Annotated in this window: 13 protein-coding genes; 4 read left to right on the top strand and 9 right to left on the bottom strand. The window is 66.9% G+C overall.

The window, feature by feature from the left end:
• Nucleotides 1-99 precede the first annotated feature (99 nt).
• A complete protein-coding gene (gene purL, locus OG326_RS05250) occupies nt 100-2,394 on the bottom strand; it encodes a phosphoribosylformylglycinamidine synthase subunit PurL (protein ID WP_327143481.1) in 2,295 nt (764 codons plus the stop codon).
• Nucleotides 2,395-2,713: 319 nt separating this feature from the next.
• On the opposite strand from purL, the gene OG326_RS05245 reads away from it, so the two are divergent.
• The gene (locus OG326_RS05245; protein WP_327143480.1) at nt 2,714-3,973 is read left to right on the top strand and encodes a glycosyltransferase 87 family protein; all 1,260 of its coding nucleotides are present in this window, start codon (nt 2,714-2,716) and stop codon (nt 3,971-3,973) included.
• On the opposite strand, the gene OG326_RS05240 is transcribed toward OG326_RS05245, so the two are convergent.
• Together OG326_RS05240 and OG326_RS05235 are read right to left on the bottom strand one after the other, a co-directional pair.
• Entirely contained in the window at nt 3,951-5,270 is a 1,320-nt protein-coding gene (locus OG326_RS05240; RefSeq protein ID WP_327143479.1) for a M18 family aminopeptidase, read from the bottom strand. The genes OG326_RS05245 and OG326_RS05240 overlap by 23 nt on opposite strands.
• A 98-nt stretch (nt 5,271-5,368) precedes the next feature.
• Nucleotides 5,369-5,806, bottom strand: a complete 438-nt coding sequence (locus OG326_RS05235) for a MarR family winged helix-turn-helix transcriptional regulator (RefSeq protein WP_327143478.1) — start codon at nt 5,804-5,806, stop codon at nt 5,369-5,371.
• Nucleotides 5,807-5,849: 43 nt separating this feature from the next.
• On the opposite strand from OG326_RS05235, the gene OG326_RS05230 reads away from it, so the two are divergent.
• On the top strand, nt 5,850-6,941 hold the full coding sequence (locus OG326_RS05230; protein WP_327143477.1) for a substrate-binding domain-containing protein: 1,092 nt from the start codon (nt 5,850-5,852) through the stop codon (nt 6,939-6,941).
• A gap of 53 nt (nt 6,942-6,994) precedes the next feature.
• Here OG326_RS05230 and purQ read toward each other — a convergent pair whose 3' ends face one another.
• Nucleotides 6,995-7,672 carry a phosphoribosylformylglycinamidine synthase subunit PurQ gene (purQ, locus tag OG326_RS05225; RefSeq protein WP_327143476.1) on the bottom strand — a complete coding sequence of 226 codons (678 nt, stop codon included), beginning with the start codon at nt 7,670-7,672 and terminating at the stop codon, nt 6,995-6,997.
• The gene (purS, locus tag OG326_RS05220; RefSeq protein ID WP_327143475.1) at nt 7,669-7,902 is read right to left on the bottom strand and encodes a phosphoribosylformylglycinamidine synthase subunit PurS; all 234 of its coding nucleotides are present in this window, start codon (nt 7,900-7,902) and stop codon (nt 7,669-7,671) included. The genes purQ and purS overlap by 4 nt, the downstream gene beginning before the upstream one ends.
• Nucleotides 7,903-8,037: 135 nt before the next feature.
• Between purS and OG326_RS05215 the strand changes: the two genes are divergently transcribed.
• The gene (locus OG326_RS05215; RefSeq protein WP_327143474.1) at nt 8,038-8,682 is read left to right on the top strand and encodes an MBL fold metallo-hydrolase; all 645 of its coding nucleotides are present in this window, start codon (nt 8,038-8,040) and stop codon (nt 8,680-8,682) included.
• A 64-nt stretch (nt 8,683-8,746) separates the two neighbouring features.
• Here the strand turns inward: OG326_RS05215 and OG326_RS05210 are convergent, their stop codons facing one another.
• The 3 genes from OG326_RS05210 to OG326_RS05200 are packed head-to-tail and all read right to left on the bottom strand — an operon-like array spanning nt 8,747 to nt 11,992.
• Nucleotides 8,747-10,105 (bottom strand): dipeptidase, encoded by a 1,359-nt coding sequence (locus OG326_RS05210; protein ID WP_327143473.1) that lies wholly within the window; start codon nt 10,103-10,105, stop codon nt 8,747-8,749.
• A 34-nt stretch (nt 10,106-10,139) separates the two neighbouring features.
• A complete protein-coding gene (locus tag OG326_RS05205) occupies nt 10,140-10,574 on the bottom strand; it encodes a hypothetical protein (protein WP_327143472.1) in 435 nt (144 codons plus the stop codon).
• Complete coding sequence (locus tag OG326_RS05200) at nt 10,571-11,992, bottom strand: APC family permease (RefSeq protein ID WP_327143471.1); 1,422 nt, start codon at nt 11,990-11,992, stop codon at nt 10,571-10,573. The genes OG326_RS05205 and OG326_RS05200 overlap by 4 nt, the downstream gene beginning before the upstream one ends.
• Before the next feature lie 194 nt (nt 11,993-12,186).
• Here OG326_RS05200 and OG326_RS05195 point away from each other — a divergent pair, with 194 nt between their 5' ends.
• Complete coding sequence (locus OG326_RS05195) at nt 12,187-13,584, top strand: glutamate decarboxylase (protein WP_327143470.1); 1,398 nt, start codon at nt 12,187-12,189, stop codon at nt 13,582-13,584.
• Between the two features lie 40 nt (nt 13,585-13,624).
• Here the strand turns inward: OG326_RS05195 and OG326_RS05190 are convergent, their stop codons facing one another.
• Complete coding sequence (locus OG326_RS05190) at nt 13,625-15,802, bottom strand: S9 family peptidase (RefSeq protein WP_327143469.1); 2,178 nt, start codon at nt 15,800-15,802, stop codon at nt 13,625-13,627.
• Nucleotides 15,803-15,827 lie beyond the last annotated feature (25 nt).

Genomic DNA, 15,827 nt, shown 5'->3' with positions numbered 1-15,827 from the left:
CCGGGATCCACGCTGTTGCTGTAGATCCCGGCCAAATGCACGCCGGATGACGGGGGAATCCCGCAGGACGCCGGGGCAAATCCCGGCGGACGGCGACTGCTAGTGCTCGAAGTGGCCGAAGAGGGCGGGGAGGGTGCCTTCGAAGGCGGTGCGGAGTTCTTCCAGGGTCGCGGTGAAGTGGCCCTGCACCTCGACCGAATCCGAGCCCTGGTCGACGACGCCGATGCGCACCCACGGCAGATCGCGCGCGGAGCACATCTTGGTGAAGCGGGTCTCCTCCGAGCGCGGGACGGCGACCAGTACGCGCCCGGCGGATTCGGAGAACAGGGTGACGAACGGGTCCTCGCCCTCGGGAACGATGATGCGGCAACCGGTTTCACCGGCCAGCGCGGCCTCGACGACGGACTGGATGAGCCCGCCCTCCGACAGGTCGTGCGCGGCGCTGATCATGCCGTCGCGGCTGCCGGAGGTGAGGATCTCCGAAAGCAGCTGCTCACGAGCGAAATCCACCTTGGGCGGCAGACCGCCGAGGTGATCGTGCTCGACCTGCGCCCAGATGGAGCCGTCCAGCTCGTCGTGGGTCTCGCCGAGCAGGATGAGCGTCTCGCCGGGCTCCAGGCCCAGGCCGGTCGGGATGCGGCGGTGCACATCGTCGATGACGCCGAGCACGCCGACCACGGGGGTCGGCAGAATGGCGGTCTGGCCGGTCTGGTTGTAGAAGGACACATTGCCGCCGGTGACCGGAATGCCCAGCGCCACACAGCCGTCCGCGAGACCGCGCACGGCCTGCTGGAACTGCCACATGACGCCCGGATCCTCGGGGGAACCGAAGTTGAGGCAGTTGGTGACGGCCTTCGGGGTCGCGCCGGTGGTCGCCACATTGCGGAACGCCTCGGCCAGCGCCAGCTGCGCGCCGGTGTACGGGTCCAGCTTGGTGTAGCGGCCCGAGGCGTCGGTGGCCAGCGCGATACCGCGGCCGGACTCCTCGTCGATGCGAATGACGCCCGCATCGGCATGCTCGGCCAGCACGGTATTGCCGCGCACGTAGCGGTCGTACTGCTCGGTGATCCACTTGCGCGAGCACAGCTGCGGGCTGGCGATCATCTTCAGCAGGGTGGCGCGCAGTTCGTCGCCGGACTTCGGGCGGTTCAGCGCGGCAGTCGAATCCGCGTTGAGGGCGTCCTGGTCGGCCGGGCGCTGCACGGGGCGCTCGTACACCGGGCCGTGGTGGGCGACGGTGCGCGGCGGCACATCCACCACAACCTCGCCGTGCCAGGTGATTTCGAGGTGCTCGCCGTCGGTGACCTCACCGATGACGGTGGCGGTGGTCTCCCACTTCTTGCAGATCGCCATGAAGCGATCCACATTCTCCGGGGCGACCACGGCGCACATGCGCTCCTGCGATTCGCTCGAAAGAATCTCGGCGGGAGTCATATTGGCGGCGCGCAGCGGCACCTGATCCAGGTCGATGTGCATACCGCCGGAACCGGCCGCGGCCAGCTCGGAGGTGGCGCAGGACAGACCGGCGCCGCCGAGATCCTGGATGCCGACGACCACGCCGGAGTGGTACAGCTCGAGACAGCACTCGATGAGCACCTTCTCGGTGAACGGGTCGCCGACCTGCACGCTCGGGAGTTTCTTACGGCCCGAACCGGATTCGTCGCCGGAGAAGGTGTCGGAGGCGAGCACCGAGACGCCGCCGATGCCGTCCAGGCCGGTGCGCGCACCGAACAGAATGATCTTGTTGCCCTCACCGGAGGCGAAGGCCAGCTTCAGGTCCTCGACCCGCATGACGCCCGCGCACAGCGCGTTCACGAGCGGGTTGCCCTGGTACGACGCGTCGAAGACGGTCTCGCCGCCCACATTCGGCAGGCCGAGCGAATTGCCGTAACCGCCGACACCGCGCACCACGCCGTCGACGACGCGCCGGGTGTCCGGGTGATCCGCCGCACCGAAACGCAGCTGATCCATGACCGCGATCGGGCGCGCTCCCATGGCCATGATGTCGCGGACGATGCCGCCGACGCCGGTGGCCGCACCCTGATAGGGCTCCACGTACGAGGGGTGGTTGTGCGACTCCACCTTGAAGGTGACCGCCCAGCCGTCGCCGATATCCACCACACCGGCGTTCTCACCGATGCCGGCGAGCATCGACTTCTGCATCTCCTCGGTGGTGGTCTCACCGAAGTAGCGCAGGTGCACCTTCGAGGACTTGTACGAGCAGTGCTCGGACCACATCACCGAGTACATGGCCAGCTCGGCATCCGTGGGGCGGCGGCCCAGGATTTCCTTGATGCGGGCGTACTCGTCGTCCTTGAGGCCGAGTTCCTTATAGGGCTGCGGGCTGTCCGAGGTGGCCGCGGCGTTGCTGACGGTATCGACGTGGCTGGTCACGGGAATACCAGAGTCCTTTCGGCCGGGCAGGTGCAGTACCGATAGCCCGTAGCTGGAAGTCGGCGAGAGATACCCCAGAGTCTAAGTGCCGGCAAATCCCCGCCTGAACCACCCTCCGCACCAACCCGAAGGTCGCGGCCGTCCTCTCTGAACGGAGTACACCCCCAAGACATCCGCCGCAAGGTCGCGGCCGTCCCGGTTCTGGACTGAGTGGAGCGGGGGAGCGCAGCGGAGGAGCGGAGGGAGGGAAGAACCGGGACCAGGGGCCGCGACCCCGCCGGAGCGGAGCGGAGGCCAAAGATACAGCTAGTCTGTCCCGGTGAACGAACGATCCGGGGTGGCGGATCCGGCAGAGAAGCCTGCGCCCGCGCCCAACGCCGCCAGGCTGTCGCGGCAGCAGATACAGCTGCTCGCTATCGCCGTCGTGCTGTTCGCGGTGTCGGCGGGGATCAGCTACGCCGCCAAGTTCTGGCACGGATATATCGATCTGCAGGTGTACCGCAACGGTGCGCGGGCCTGGCTCGACAACAAGGATCTCTACGGTCCGATGCCACCGGTCTACGGACTCGGACTGCCGTTCACCTATCCCCCGCTGGCCGCGCTGTTCTTCGCGCCGCTGGCGATCATGCCGCTCGTGATCTCCGAGTGGGCGGTGCTGGCGACCTCGGTCATCGCACTGGGCGTGACGCTGTGGGTGGTGCTGGACCGGCTGCGGCCGAGCCTGCCGCGGGCGACCCGGCTGGCCGTGGTGATCGGCGGCGTGGGCCTGCTGGAGCTGCTGGAACCGATTCGCCAGACCTACGGGTTCGGGCAGATCAATCTGGTGCTGATGGCCGCCATCGCCCTGGATTGCCTGGTGCGCAAGCCGTTCTGGCCGCGCGGCATGCTGATCGGCATCGCGGTGTCGGTGAAGCTGACGCCCGCCGGCTATCTGCTGTACTTCCTGCTGCGCAAGGACTGGAAGGGCGCCGCCACGCTGGTGCTCTCCACCGCCGGTGCGGTCATCGTGGGTTTCGCACTGTTCCCGCATGATTCGGTGCAGTACTGGTTCCACACCATCTCCGATACCGGGCGCATCGGGCCGCCCTGGTTCGCGGGCAATCAATCGCTGAAGGGTTTCGCCTACCGGCTGGGTTTCTCCGATTCGGTGGCGACGCTCATCTGGCTGGTGCTGTCGGTGCTGGCCGTCGTACTCGCCGCGATCTGGATGAAGCGCCTGTTCTCCGTCGGCGCGAACGCCGCCGCGCTACTGGTCAATGCCGGTGCCGTACTGCTGGTTTCGCCGGTGTCCTGGTCGCACCACTGGGTGTGGGTCGCACCGGCGCTGCTGGTGGCCGCCGATGCGATTGCCCGTGGTCGCCGCAATCCGGCGTTCCTCACCGCGGTGGGCGTGGCGACCGTCATGTTCGCCATCGGCCCGCAGTGGTTGCTGCCGCACGATCACGATCGGGAACTGGCCTGGGCCTGGTGGCAGCAGATCATCGGGAGCAGCTATGTGCTGTTCACGCTGGGCGCCTTCATCGTCGCGGCCCTGATGTACCACCCGATGCGAGGGGCTACCGAGCCTCGTCGGGCGTGAGGAAGGCGGCCAGGGCGGCCGCGTAGGCGGGAACGTCTGCGGCGCCCATCATTTCGCGGGCCGAGTGCATGGCCAGCTGGGCCGCGCCCACATCCACGGTCGGCATGCCGGTGGCGGCCGCCGTCATCGGGCCGATGGTGGAACCGCAGGGCAGATCGGCGCGGTGCACATAGCGCTGCAGCGGTACACCGGCCTGCGCGCAGGCCAGCGCGAACGCACCCGCACCGGCCGCATCCGTGGCATAGCGCAGGTTCTGATTGACCTTCAGCACCGGACCGCCGCCGACCTCGATGCGGTGCATGGGCTCGTGCCGGTCGGGGTAGTTGGGGTGGGTCGCATGCGCCATATCACCGGAGGCGCAGACGGATCCGGCGATGGCCGCCAGATATTCGGCCCGCCCGCCGCCGCGGGTCAGCACGATGCGCTCCAAAACCGTGGGCAGCAGCCCGGATTGGGCGCCCCGATCGGATTGGCTGCCGACCTCCTCGTGATCGAACATGGCCAGCACCGGCACGGCCGCGCCGGGTTCGGCGACGGCGGCCAGGAAGGCGCGCAATCCCGCGTAGCAGGTGCCCTGATTGTCCAGGCGCGGTGCGCTGATCAGATCCAGATCGCGGCCGATGAGCTTGGACGGCACCAGATCATGGGTCATGAGCTCCCAGCCCAGCACCGCACCGGGTTCGATGCCGGAGCGTTCGGCGATGAAGGCCAGGAACGAGCGCGGCTCCCCGCCGATCCCCCACACCGCGTTCACATGCCGCTGCGGGTCCAGGGTGACCCCGCGCCGGTCCTCGGACAGGTGGATGGCCAGCTGCGGCACCCGCAGAATCGGCTCGTCGATGCGAATCAGGCGCTCCCGCACCACATTTCCGTCGCGAATCGACAATCGCCCGGAGATCCCGAGATCGCGGTCCAGCCAGGAATTGAGCCAGGCCCCGCCGTAGGGTTCGAGGCCGACCATCTGCCAGCCCGCCACCGCGGTATCCGGATGCTGTTTGACCCGCAGATTCGGGCTGTCGGTATGCGCGCCGACCACGCGGAACGGGGTGGCCTGCCCGGTGCGGAATCCGGTGGGCGCGCCCGGGCCGCCATCGGACCAGGCGACCAGCGAACCGCTGCGCACCACGTAGTAGCGCCCCGCGCTACTCGAGGGCCAGGGCGCGGATTCCGAGAGCCGGGTGAAGCCGTGATCGTCGAGTTCGGCGGCGACGGTGCGGCATACATGAAACGGCGACGGAGAGGCGTCGATGAATTCGCACAGTCCGGCGGCGGTCGCGGTGGTCTCGGCAACTGGCATGACTGCGATCCTAAGCATTCACAGTTCAGTTTTCGCCGACGGTCGGCCTATCCGCCCGCCCGCGCGTGTGGCCCCGGAATCCGCGTACGGCCCCGGAATCAATGCGACAGCGGAAGATCCGAGACGCGCTCCAGCAGCCGCAACAGCTCCACGTAGTCGTCCCCGCCGAAGTGGCGGCGCAGCTCGGCCTCGGCGCGCATCTCCTCGATGCGCACCTCGTCCACCAGTTCGGCCCCGCGCCGGCTCAGCCCGATGAGGATGCGGCGGCGGTCATCGGCGGCGGCGACCCGGAAGATGAGACCGCGCTCGGCCAGGTGGTCGGCGTGCCGGGTGGCGGAGGACGGTGGAAGTTGCGTGCGCACGGCCAGTTCACTCATGGTGATACCGGTACCGCAGGAGAGGTTCGTCAGCATGCACCATTGATCGGCGGTCAGCCGCCTGGCACACAGTGCGGCGTCGAGGTGACGAAGCCAACTGCGCTCCGCCGCCCGCAGCGCTCCGTGCAACGTGGATATTCCACCTAGAATTGTCGCCATAAGCCCGCCCATCAAATTGCTCGAACGAGGGGAAGGGTATCCGATGACCTCGTTCCGCGGCAGCCCCGAAAACTGTATCGAGATCCTGAACATAGTTCCGCTACAGGGTCCCGGCGGTATCTTCGCCCCTTCCTGTGAGGCGGCCATTTCATTGGCGGCCGAAGAAATCAACAGTGGGACAGGAATTCTCGGTCGCGAATTACGTGTCACCCACATTGACGGCGGGCGGGAACCGGCCGAGGTGGCGCGCGAGGTGTCGGCGCTGCTGGCCACCGGAATGGTGCATGCGATTACCGGCTGGCACACCTCCGCGGTGCGGCGGGCGGTGACGCGGGTGACCGCGGGGCGGGTGCCCTACCTTTTCGCCACCGACCACGAGGGATTGGCCGTGGCGCCGCCCGGACTGTTCCTGGTGGGCTCGGATCCGGGCCGCCAGCTGCTGCCCGCGCTGCGCTGGCTGCGGCGGGAGCTGGGGGCGCGGCGCTGGGCGATCATCGGCAATGATTATGTGTGGCCGCGGCGTACGGCCGAGGTGGTGCGGGCGGAATTGGGCGCGCAGGACGGCGGCGCACTGGAACGGTTCGTACCGCTGGAGAAGTTCGTGCCATTCGGCGCCGAGGATTTCGGCGACTTTCTGGCCGATCCGCGACTGGACCGTTGTGATGGGGTGATCGTGCTCTTGGTCGGCGCCGACGTTGCCCGATTTAACCGACAATTCGCCCGAATCGGACGTGATCACTCGCAACTGCGCGTGAGTCCGGCCGTGGATGACAATGTGCTGCTCGCCGCGGGCGCCAATGCCAACCGGAATCTCTATGTGCCGTCGAGTTTCTTCGTGAACGGTCCGGCGAACCGGGAACGGCTCGATCGCTACCGGCGACTGCACGGTGAGTTCGCGCCCGCCCTCACCAACTTCAGCAATACCGAATACGAGGCGCTGCACGCGCTCCGGGCCATGGCGCATGCGGCGGGCACCCTGGATGTCCGCCGCCTGCACCATGCGGTCGCGAACGGGCCGGTGCTCGAAACACCTTCGGGCAGCCTCGGTTTCGACGGCAACCAGCTGCTGTTCCCGAGTTACATTGCCCGCGCGGACGGCGTCCGGTTCGAGGTCCTGGACCGCCTCTGCGCCTGAAACGCAGCAGCCCGCAACACCATCGGCGTTGCGGGCTGCTCCGTGGATACGAGCTAGGCCGAGACGAGCGCGTCCAGGACCGAGAAGAACATGCCGAGGCCGTCATCGCTCGGACCGGTCAGCGCCTCGGTGGCGTGCTCCGGATGCGGCATGAGGCCCACGATGCGGCCGTTGGCCGAGGTGATGCCCGCGATACCGCGCTGCGAACCGTTCGGATTGTCGCCCGAGTAGCGGAAGACCACGCGGCCTTCGCCTTCGAGCTCGTCGAGCGTGGCCTGGGACGCCTGGTAGCGGCCCTCACCGGACTTGAGCGGGACCAGGATCTGCGCGCCGGGCTCGTACCGCGAGGTCCATGCGGTGTCCGCATTGTCCACGGTCAGCCACTGGTCGCGGCAGATGAAGTGCAGGCCCTCGTTGCGGGTCAGCACGCCGGGCAGCAGGCCGGCCTCGCACAGGATCTGGAAGCCGTTGCAGATGCCCAGCACCGGCAGGCCCTGGCCCGCGGCCTCGATGACCTTCTCCATGACCGGCGCGAACCGGGCGATGGCGCCGGTGCGCAGGTAATCCCCGTAGGAGAAGCCGCCGGGCACGATGACCGCGTCGACACCCTTCAGGTCGGCGTCACCGTGCCAGAGGCTGACGGCCTCGGCGCCGGCGAGCTTGACCGCGCGGGCGGCGTCGACATCGTCCAGGGTGCCCGGAAAGGTGATGACTCCGATGCGCGCAGTCACAGCCGCACCACTTTCCAGTCCTCGATGACGGTATTGGCGAGCAGCGATTCGGCGATCTGCTCGAGCTCGGCGTCGCTCACGTCCTCGGCCACATCCAGCTCGAATCGCTTGCCCTGCCGCACCTCCGAGATGCCGGGGTGACCCAGGCGCCCCAGCGCACCGACAATGGCCTGACCCTGCGGATCCAGGATTTCGGCCTTCGGCATCACCTCGACCACGACACGTGCCACGCGTTGCTCCTCAGCTGGTGGGGCGGGCCCGGGCGCAGTGTTCTGCAACAGCGCGGCCGAGCGGGGGTTTCGCAGATCAGCGTAGTTGGCGCGACCCGGATGCCCGCCGCCGGGTCGAGGACTACCGTTTCTCTCATGCGGATAGCCCATTTCGGACACTCATGCATTCTGGTGGAGCTGAACGGCGCCAAGATCCTGTTCGACCCCGGCAATTTCTCGCACGGGTTCGAGGGCATCACCGGACTCGACGCCATTGCCGTCACGCATCAGCATCCCGATCACATCTGCCCCAATCGCATCGAAGCGCTCATCGACGCCAACCCGCAGGCACGACTGCTCTCGGACCCGCAGACCGCCCAGCAGCGCGGCGAGCCGTGGGAGGCCGTGCACGCGGGCAATGTCCTGAAGGTCAAGGATGTGCAGATCACCGGCGGCGGTGGACGGCACGCGGTCATCCATCCGGAGATCCCGGTCATCGACAACACGGTCTTCCAGCTCGGCACCCCCGACGACCCCGCCCAGCTGGTCCACCCCGGCGACTCGCTCTGGGTGCCGCCGGTCCCCGTGGGCGTGCTGGCCCTGCCCGCCGTCGCACCGTGGATGCGCATCAGCGAGGCGGTCGACTACCTGCGCGCGGTCAATCCGCGCACCGCCTTCCCCATCCACTTCGGCATCATCGAACCGGCCGCCCAGGGCATCTACTTCGGCCGCCTCAACGAAATGGCCCCCTCCAATACCGAATTCCAGGTCATCCAGGCCGAGGACCACACCGAGTTCTGATCTGCGCCACAGACGTACGCGTGCCCGCCGCAATACGGCAGCGGGCACGCGGTTCTGTATCCGTCTACCCGGTGTAGGAGGCGAGGAAGAGCGCCTCGGCCAAGGCCATGTGCTCGATCTCGGTGGGGTCGACGCTTTCGTTGGGTGCGTGGATCAGGCATGTGGGCTCTTCGACGCCCATGAGCATGATCTCGGCATCGGGGTAGGTGTCGGCGAAGACATTGCAGAGCGGGATGGAGCCGCCCTGGCCCGAGGTGGTGGAGGGGCGGCCGTAGGCGGCGGCGAAGGCGGCCTCCATGGCGGTGCGGGCGGGGCCGTGCGTGCTGCCGACGAACGGGGAGCCGGTGGCCTCGGTCTCGATGGTCAGCTCGGCATGCCACGGCGTATGCGATTGCAGGTGCGCGGTAAGGGCTTTCAGCGCCTGCTGCGGATCGGTGCCGGGCGGGATGCGCAGATTCAGGCGGGCCCGAGCCCTGGGCTGGATGGCGGCCGCGGAGCCCACCACCGGTGGCACATCCATGCCGAGCACGGTGAGTGCCGGTCGCGCCCACAGCATGTCGGAGACGGTGCCGCTGCCGAGCAGATCGACGCCGTCGAGAACACCGGCGTCGGAACGGAATTGGTCCTCGGGGTACTGCGCGCCGTCCCACTTCTGGTCACCGGTGAGACCGTCGACGGTGGTATTGCCGTCGGCGTCGCGCAGGGTGGACAGCAGCTGGATGAGCGCCGCCAGCGCATCGGGGGCGGGACCGCCGAACATGCCGGAATGCATGGAGCCGGACAGGGTTTCGACGGTCACCACCACATTCACATTGCCGCGCAGGGTCTGCGTGAAGGTCGGCACGCCGACCGCGACATTGCCGCAGTCGCAGATCAGCAGGGTGTCCGCGCGCAGCAGCTCCGCGTTCTCCGGTACGAAGGCCTCCAGCCCGCCGGTGCCCTGCTCCTCGGAACCCTCTGCCACCAGCGTCAATCCGACCGGAAACGCATCGCCGGACACCTGCCGCAGCGCGCGCAGGGCGGTGAGGTGCGTGACGATATTGCCCTTGCAGTCGGCGCTGCCGCGGCCGTACCAGCGGCCGTCCTTCTCGGTGAGCTCCCAGACGGGAGTCTTCCATTCGGCATCACCGAGCGGCGGCTGCACGTCGTAGTGGCAGTAGAGCATGATCGTCGGCGCACCGGGCGGAGCCGGATAGCGCGCGACCACCGCATTGCTGCCGTCCGGCGTCTCGTGCAGCCCGACCTCGGGAAAGCCCTCGGCCGCAAAGGCATCCGCGACCCACTGCGCGGCCCGGTGGCATTCCTCCACCGGGAACTGCCGCGCGTCGTAGACGGACCTGTACGAAACAAGTTCGGTGAGATCGCTTTTCGCCCGCGGCATGAGTTCCCGCACCGCGGACCGCAGCGCTTCGGTATCGGTCATCTCGTCTCCTCCATCAGTGCTCCGTATCCCGATTTCACTGTGCCTTCTTCAGGTTGCCAGTCTCCTCCAGATACGCGGCGAGCTTGTCCGGGCAATAGGTTTCGATGGCAATCGAGGTGGCGGTGAAGACATCGCGCTCGGCGATGACCGGACGCGCGCCGGGGCCGCCGGCGCCATTGGTGATCGCCGCCTGATACTGGGCCCTGATGAGCGGCGAGTGCGGATCCTGGCACACCAGTCCGCCGTCCGCACCGAGCGAATCGGCGATGACCTCCGGCTCCGGCGAGGTGAAACCGGCTGCGATCAAACGCGATTGCAGCACCTGCGCCCGGCGCAGCGCGATATCGCTGTCCCGATCGCGGTGGAAGGCGATCGCGCCGATGACCGCGATGACCACCAGCACGGCCGCCACCGCCAGGTAGACGAGGCGTCGTGTCTCATCGGGGGCGCCGGGATGCACGGTCGTCATGCGATGGCCTCCTCGGGTGCGTCGATCTTCCAGCCGGGTCGGCGCAGGCGCAGGAACAGGTACGGAATCAGCAGCCCGACAATGCCCATGCCGAGCCCGATGAGCACGACATAGCTCAGCGCATTGCCGCTGCCGTACTGCGAGGGCGGTACGAAGCCGATGAGGAAGGCCGCCACCGACGAGGTCGCGCCCAGCCCGCACAGCGCGGCCAGCGCCGGCGCCCGATAGCCGCGCGGATGATCGGGCCGGTTGCGGCGCAGGCGAATCGCGGCGGCGAACATGAGCACGTACATGATCAGGTACACCTGGGTGGTGATCACCGAGAGGATCCAGTAGGCGCTGGAGACATCGGGGATGAAGGCGTACAGCAGCGCCAGCAGCGTGGTCACCACACCCTGTGCGACGAGCATGTTCTGTTGCACGCCATGCTTGTTCAGCCGTGTCAGGATCGGCGGCAGATAGCCCTCCTGGCGGCCGATGAGCAGCAGCCCCTTGGAGGGTCCGGCCAGCCAGGTGAGCATGCCGCCGAGCGCCGCCGCCACCAGCATCACACCCAGTATCGGTGTCAGGAAACCGATGCCGAAGTGATGGAAGAAGCCGTCGAAGGCCTGCATGACACCGGCGGTGAGGCTCAGATTCTCGGACGGCACCACCCAGCTGATCACCACGGCGGGCACGATGAAGATCAGCAGCACCAGGCATACGGCCAAGGCCATGGCCCTCGGATACTCCCTGCCCGGATTCTTCAGCGAGGACACGTGCACCGCGTTCATCTCCATGCCCGCGTAGGACAGGAAGTTGTTCACGATGAGCACCAGGCTGGCCAGACCGGTCCACGCGGGCAGCAGATGACCCCCGTCCATCGGCGCGGCCGACGGATTGCCCTGCGCCAGGAAGACCAGGCCCAGCGCCACCAGCAGCGCGCCCGGAATCAGCGTGCCGATGATGAGCCCCATACTCGACAGTCCCGCAACGGTTTTGGTGCCCTGCGAGGAGACGAATACCGCCACCCAGTAGATGGTGATGATGACCACGGCCACATAGGTGCCGTTGGCCGCCAGCGACGGATCGATGATGTATGCGAAAGTGCTTGCCACATAGGCCAGCAGGCTCGGGTAATAGAAAATGGTCATGGCGAACTGGCACCACACCGCCAGAAATCCCATCGGCTGCGACAGCCCCTCGCCGACCCATTTGTACACCCCGCCGGCCCATCCCGAGGCCAGCTCCGCCGCCACGAAAGCGGTCGGCAGCAGGAACAGCAGCGCCGGAATCAGATAGAGGAATACGCACGCCAGGCCGTACACCGCCATGGTCGGCGAGGCCCGCAGACTGGCCACCGAACTGGTGGTCATCAGGGCCAGCGTCACCCAGGACAGGTATTTGGTGGTGGCCTTCGGCGCAGTCACCGTTGCCATGTCCGCCCCCCGCGTGGCACCGTGGCGGACAGCACTCGCCCTATGACATGCTGATAATCCATAGCGCTTGATAGTAACTGCACAGCAACTATCGATTGATGATGAAACGGTCTACACATCAACCATTTTCATGAATCGACAAGCGTTCGGAAATATTCAGCAAACATTTGGCTAGTACCGACGCTGGAGGCTGCATGACAGGCAATCCGGAAGCAGACGACGACGTATTCTCCCTGCCCGGCCTGAGCCGCGGCGCACCCAAGGCCGGCTTCCCCGCCGTGGAAATGGATCCCGACGCGGCCTACGAGATCGTGCACGGCGAACTGCTGCTGGACGGCGTCTCCCGGATGAATCTGGCCACCTTCTGCACCACCTGGGTCGACGACCAGGCCCGGCGGCTCATGGACGAGGCCATCGGCAAGAACATCGTCGACAAGGACGAATACCCGCAGACCGCCGAACTCGAGCGGCGCTGCGTCCGCATGATCGCCGATCTGTGGCATGCGCCCGATCCGGAGACCACCCTCGGCACCTCCACCACCGGATCCAGCGAGGCCGCGATGCTCGGCGGGCTGGCCGCGAAATTCCGCTGGCGCAAGCGCGGCGGCACCGGCACCCCCAATTTCGTCTGCGGACCGGTCCAGGTGTGCTGGGAGAAATTCGCCCGCTACTTCGATGTGGAGATCCGCCAGATCCCCTTGCGCGGCAACCGGCTCACCATGCATCCGGACGATGTGGCCGCCTACTGCGATGCCAACACCATCATGGTGGTGCCCACCTTCGGGCAGACCTTCACCGGCCTGTTCGAGGATGTCGCCGGCATCAGCAAGGCCCTCGACGATCTGCAGCAGAAGACCGGCCTCGACATTCCCATGCATGTGGACGCGGCCAGCGGCGGCTTCCTCGCCCCGTTCTGCGCACCCGATCTGGTGTGGGATTTCCGGCTGCCGCGCGTGAAATCGATCAATGCCTCCGGGCACAAGACCGGCCTGGCGCCACTGGGCGCGGGCTGGGCCATGTGGCGCAGCGCCGCCGATCTGCCCAAGGAACTCATCTTCGACGTGGATTACCTGGGCGGCAGCATGGCCACCTTCAATCTCAATTTCTCCCGCCCCGGCGGGCAGGTCATCACCCAGTACTACGACTTCATCCGCCTGGGCCGCACCGGCTATCGCAAGGTGCAGACGGCGATCTACCTGGCCGCCCAGCATCTCGCGGCGGGGCTGGTCGAGCTGGGCATGTTCGAGATGATCCACGACGGCCATCCGGAGCGCGGCATCACCGCGGTCTCCTGGCGGCTGACCGGCGAACGCAATTTCAACCTCTACGACCTGTCCGACCGGCTGCGCACCCGCGGCTGGCTGATCGCGGCATATCCGCTGCCCGCCGACCGCGAGGACGAGACCATCATGCGGGCGGTGCTGCGGCACGGCTTCACCCGCGATATGGCCGATCTGCTGCTCACGGATGTGGTGCGCGGCCTGCAGCAGCTCAATGCCCATCCGCTCAGCACCTCGCTCACCCGCAAGGAAGCGGGCGGATTCACCCACAGTGCCACCGCGGCAGTGCCTTCCACGGAACTCCCGAAATAGCAGCGGGGTCCGGGGGCACTCCCCCGAACCCCGCCCCGGATCAGACCGCCGGCTCGACCTCGGCCAGACCGACCGTGCCGAGCAGCCAGGAGTATTCGAAGGCGATTTCCTTCCACCGCTCGTAGCGGCCACTGGGACCGCCGTGCCCGGAGGTCATATCGGTCTTGAGGATGAGCTGGGAATCGCCGGTCTTGGTGGCGCGCAGCTTCGCGACCCACTTGGCCGGTTCCACGTAGTACACCCGGGTGTCATTGAGACCGGTCATGGCGAGGATCGCCGGATAGTCCTTGGCCTCGACGTTCTCGTACGGCGAGTAGGACTTCATGTAGTCGTAGACGTCCTTGTCGTCCAAGGGATTTCCCCACTCCTCCCATTCGGAGGTGGTGAGCGGCAGCTCCGGAAGCAGCATGGAGGTCAGCGGGTCCACGAACGGCACACTGGTGAGAATGCCCGCGAAGAGCTCGGGCGCGAGATTGGCCACCGCACCCATGAGCAGCCCGCCCGCACTGCCGCCGTCGGCGACCATCCGATCCGGTGTGGTGACGCCGGTATCGACGAGATGCCGTGCGCAGGAGAGGAAATCGGTGAAGGTGTTCTTCTTGGTGAGCATCTTGCCCTGGTCGTACCAGAACCGGCCCATCTCACCGCCGCCGCGCACATGCGCGACCACGAACACCATGCCGCGATCGAGCACCGACAGCCGGGCGATCGAGAAGCCCGGATCGATGCTGGCCTCGTAGGAGCCGTATCCGTAGAGCAGCAACGGTTTCGGACCCGCCGGGGCATCCTTGCGCTGCACGATGGAGATGGGGATGCGGGTGCCGTCCGAGGCCACCGCCCAATCGCGGCGCTGCTCGTAGTCAGCCGCGTTGTAGTCGCCGAGAACCACCTGCTCCTTGCGCAGCAGCAGCTCCTTCGTCTCCGGCACATAGTCGAAAACCTGTGTCGGCGTGATGAAGGAGGTGAGCCCCATCCGCAGGGTCGGTGTTTCCCACTCCGGATTGCCGCCGAGTCCGGCGGAGAACAGCGTCAGCCCGAAATCGACCTCCTCCAGCTCGCCGAAGCCCTCGGAAGTCAAGGGCCACACGGCAACTCGCGGCAGCGCCTCGCGACGGTAACTGAGCACCAGTTTGTCGGAGAAGCAGTCGATGTCCTCGAGCCGCACCTCCGCGCGATGCGGAATCAGAATCGTCTGATCCGCCGGATCGGCGAGCGGCGCCACGGCGAGCACGAAGTTCTCCGCCTTCACCCCGTCCACCACGTCGTTGTGCATGATCAGCAGTTTGTCCTCGCCACCGATGACCGCATGGTCGACCGACGAGTACGACACGCCCTCACGGCGCGGCAGCAGCACCCGGAAATCGCCCTCCGGATTATCGGACTCCAGGAATAAGAACTCGCTGGTCAGCTTGGAATCGGTCCCGATCACCAGGAACTTCTCCGAGCGGGTGGAGCCGACACCGACACCGAAGCGCTCGTCCGCCTCGTGGAAAACCTTGACGTCGGCGTCCTTGCCGGTACCGAGCCGGTGGCGCCAGACGCTGTCGGGCCGCCAGGATTCGTCCACGGTCACATAGAAGATATGCGTGCCGTCCAGCGACCAGGTCGCGCCGCCCGCGGTCCCCGGGATCTCGTCGGGCAGCAGCTCGCCGGTCTCGACGTTCTTGAAGCGCATGGTGTAGCGCTCATCGCCGACCGTATCCACCGAGTAGGCCAGCAGATCGCCCGCCTGGCTCAGCGAGGAGGCGCCGAGTGAGAAGAATTCGTGGCCCTCGGCCAATTCGTTCGAATCCAGCAGCACCTGCTCGCCCGGGATATCGACACCGACCTCCAGCAGCGGCGGCGTCCAGTCGTCCGCATCGGCGATCGGGCAGCGGCAGAACACGCCGTACTGCTTACCTTCGAAACTGCGCGAGTAGTACCAGTACTTGCCCATACGGGTGGGCAGCGACAGATCGGTCTCCCGCGTGCGCCCCTTGATCTCGTCGTAGATCTTCTCGCGCAGCGGGGCCAGTGCCGCCGTCTGCGAATCCGTAAAGGCGTTCTCCGCCTCCAGATAGGAGATGACCTCGGGATTCTTCTTCTCCCGCAACCATTCGTAGTCGTCTACGAAGACATCACCGTGGTGCACACGCTCGGTCGGCACCCGCTTGGCGATCGGCGCCGAAATAACCGCGCCGGGATTGGAGGTCGCGCTACCACTGCTGTCCAGAGCCATGGCGACCAGGTTAGTGGTGTGCGGG

It is taken from the genome of Nocardia sp. NBC_01327, from assembly GCF_035958815.1.
Lineage (GTDB): Bacteria > Actinomycetota > Actinomycetes > Mycobacteriales > Mycobacteriaceae > Nocardia.
The sequence above is the reverse complement of the archived record's forward strand: the minus strand, read 5'-3'. Positions and strand labels throughout refer to the sequence as shown.

Excerpts from the sequence above, each read along its gene's own strand:
- OG326_RS05240 (WP_327143479.1), bottom strand. The coding sequence starts at position 5,270 with ATGCCAGTTGCCGAGACCACCGCGACCGCCGCCGGACTGTGCGAATTC.
- OG326_RS05235 (WP_327143478.1), bottom strand. The coding sequence starts at position 5,806 with ATGGCGACAATTCTAGGTGGAATATCCACGTTGCACGGAGCGCTGCGG.
- OG326_RS05230 (WP_327143477.1), top strand. The coding sequence starts at position 5,850 with ATGACCTCGTTCCGCGGCAGCCCCGAAAACTGTATCGAGATCCTGAAC.
- OG326_RS05215 (WP_327143474.1), top strand. The coding sequence starts at position 8,038 with ATGCGGATAGCCCATTTCGGACACTCATGCATTCTGGTGGAGCTGAAC.
- OG326_RS05210 (WP_327143473.1), bottom strand. The coding sequence starts at position 10,105 with ATGACCGATACCGAAGCGCTGCGGTCCGCGGTGCGGGAACTCATGCCG.
- OG326_RS05205 (WP_327143472.1), bottom strand. The coding sequence starts at position 10,574 with ATGACGACCGTGCATCCCGGCGCCCCCGATGAGACACGACGCCTCGTC.
- OG326_RS05200 (WP_327143471.1), bottom strand. The coding sequence starts at position 11,992 with ATGGCAACGGTGACTGCGCCGAAGGCCACCACCAAATACCTGTCCTGG.
- OG326_RS05195 (WP_327143470.1), top strand. The coding sequence starts at position 12,187 with ATGACAGGCAATCCGGAAGCAGACGACGACGTATTCTCCCTGCCCGGC.
- OG326_RS05190 (WP_327143469.1), bottom strand. The coding sequence starts at position 15,802 with ATGGCTCTGGACAGCAGTGGTAGCGCGACCTCCAATCCCGGCGCGGTT.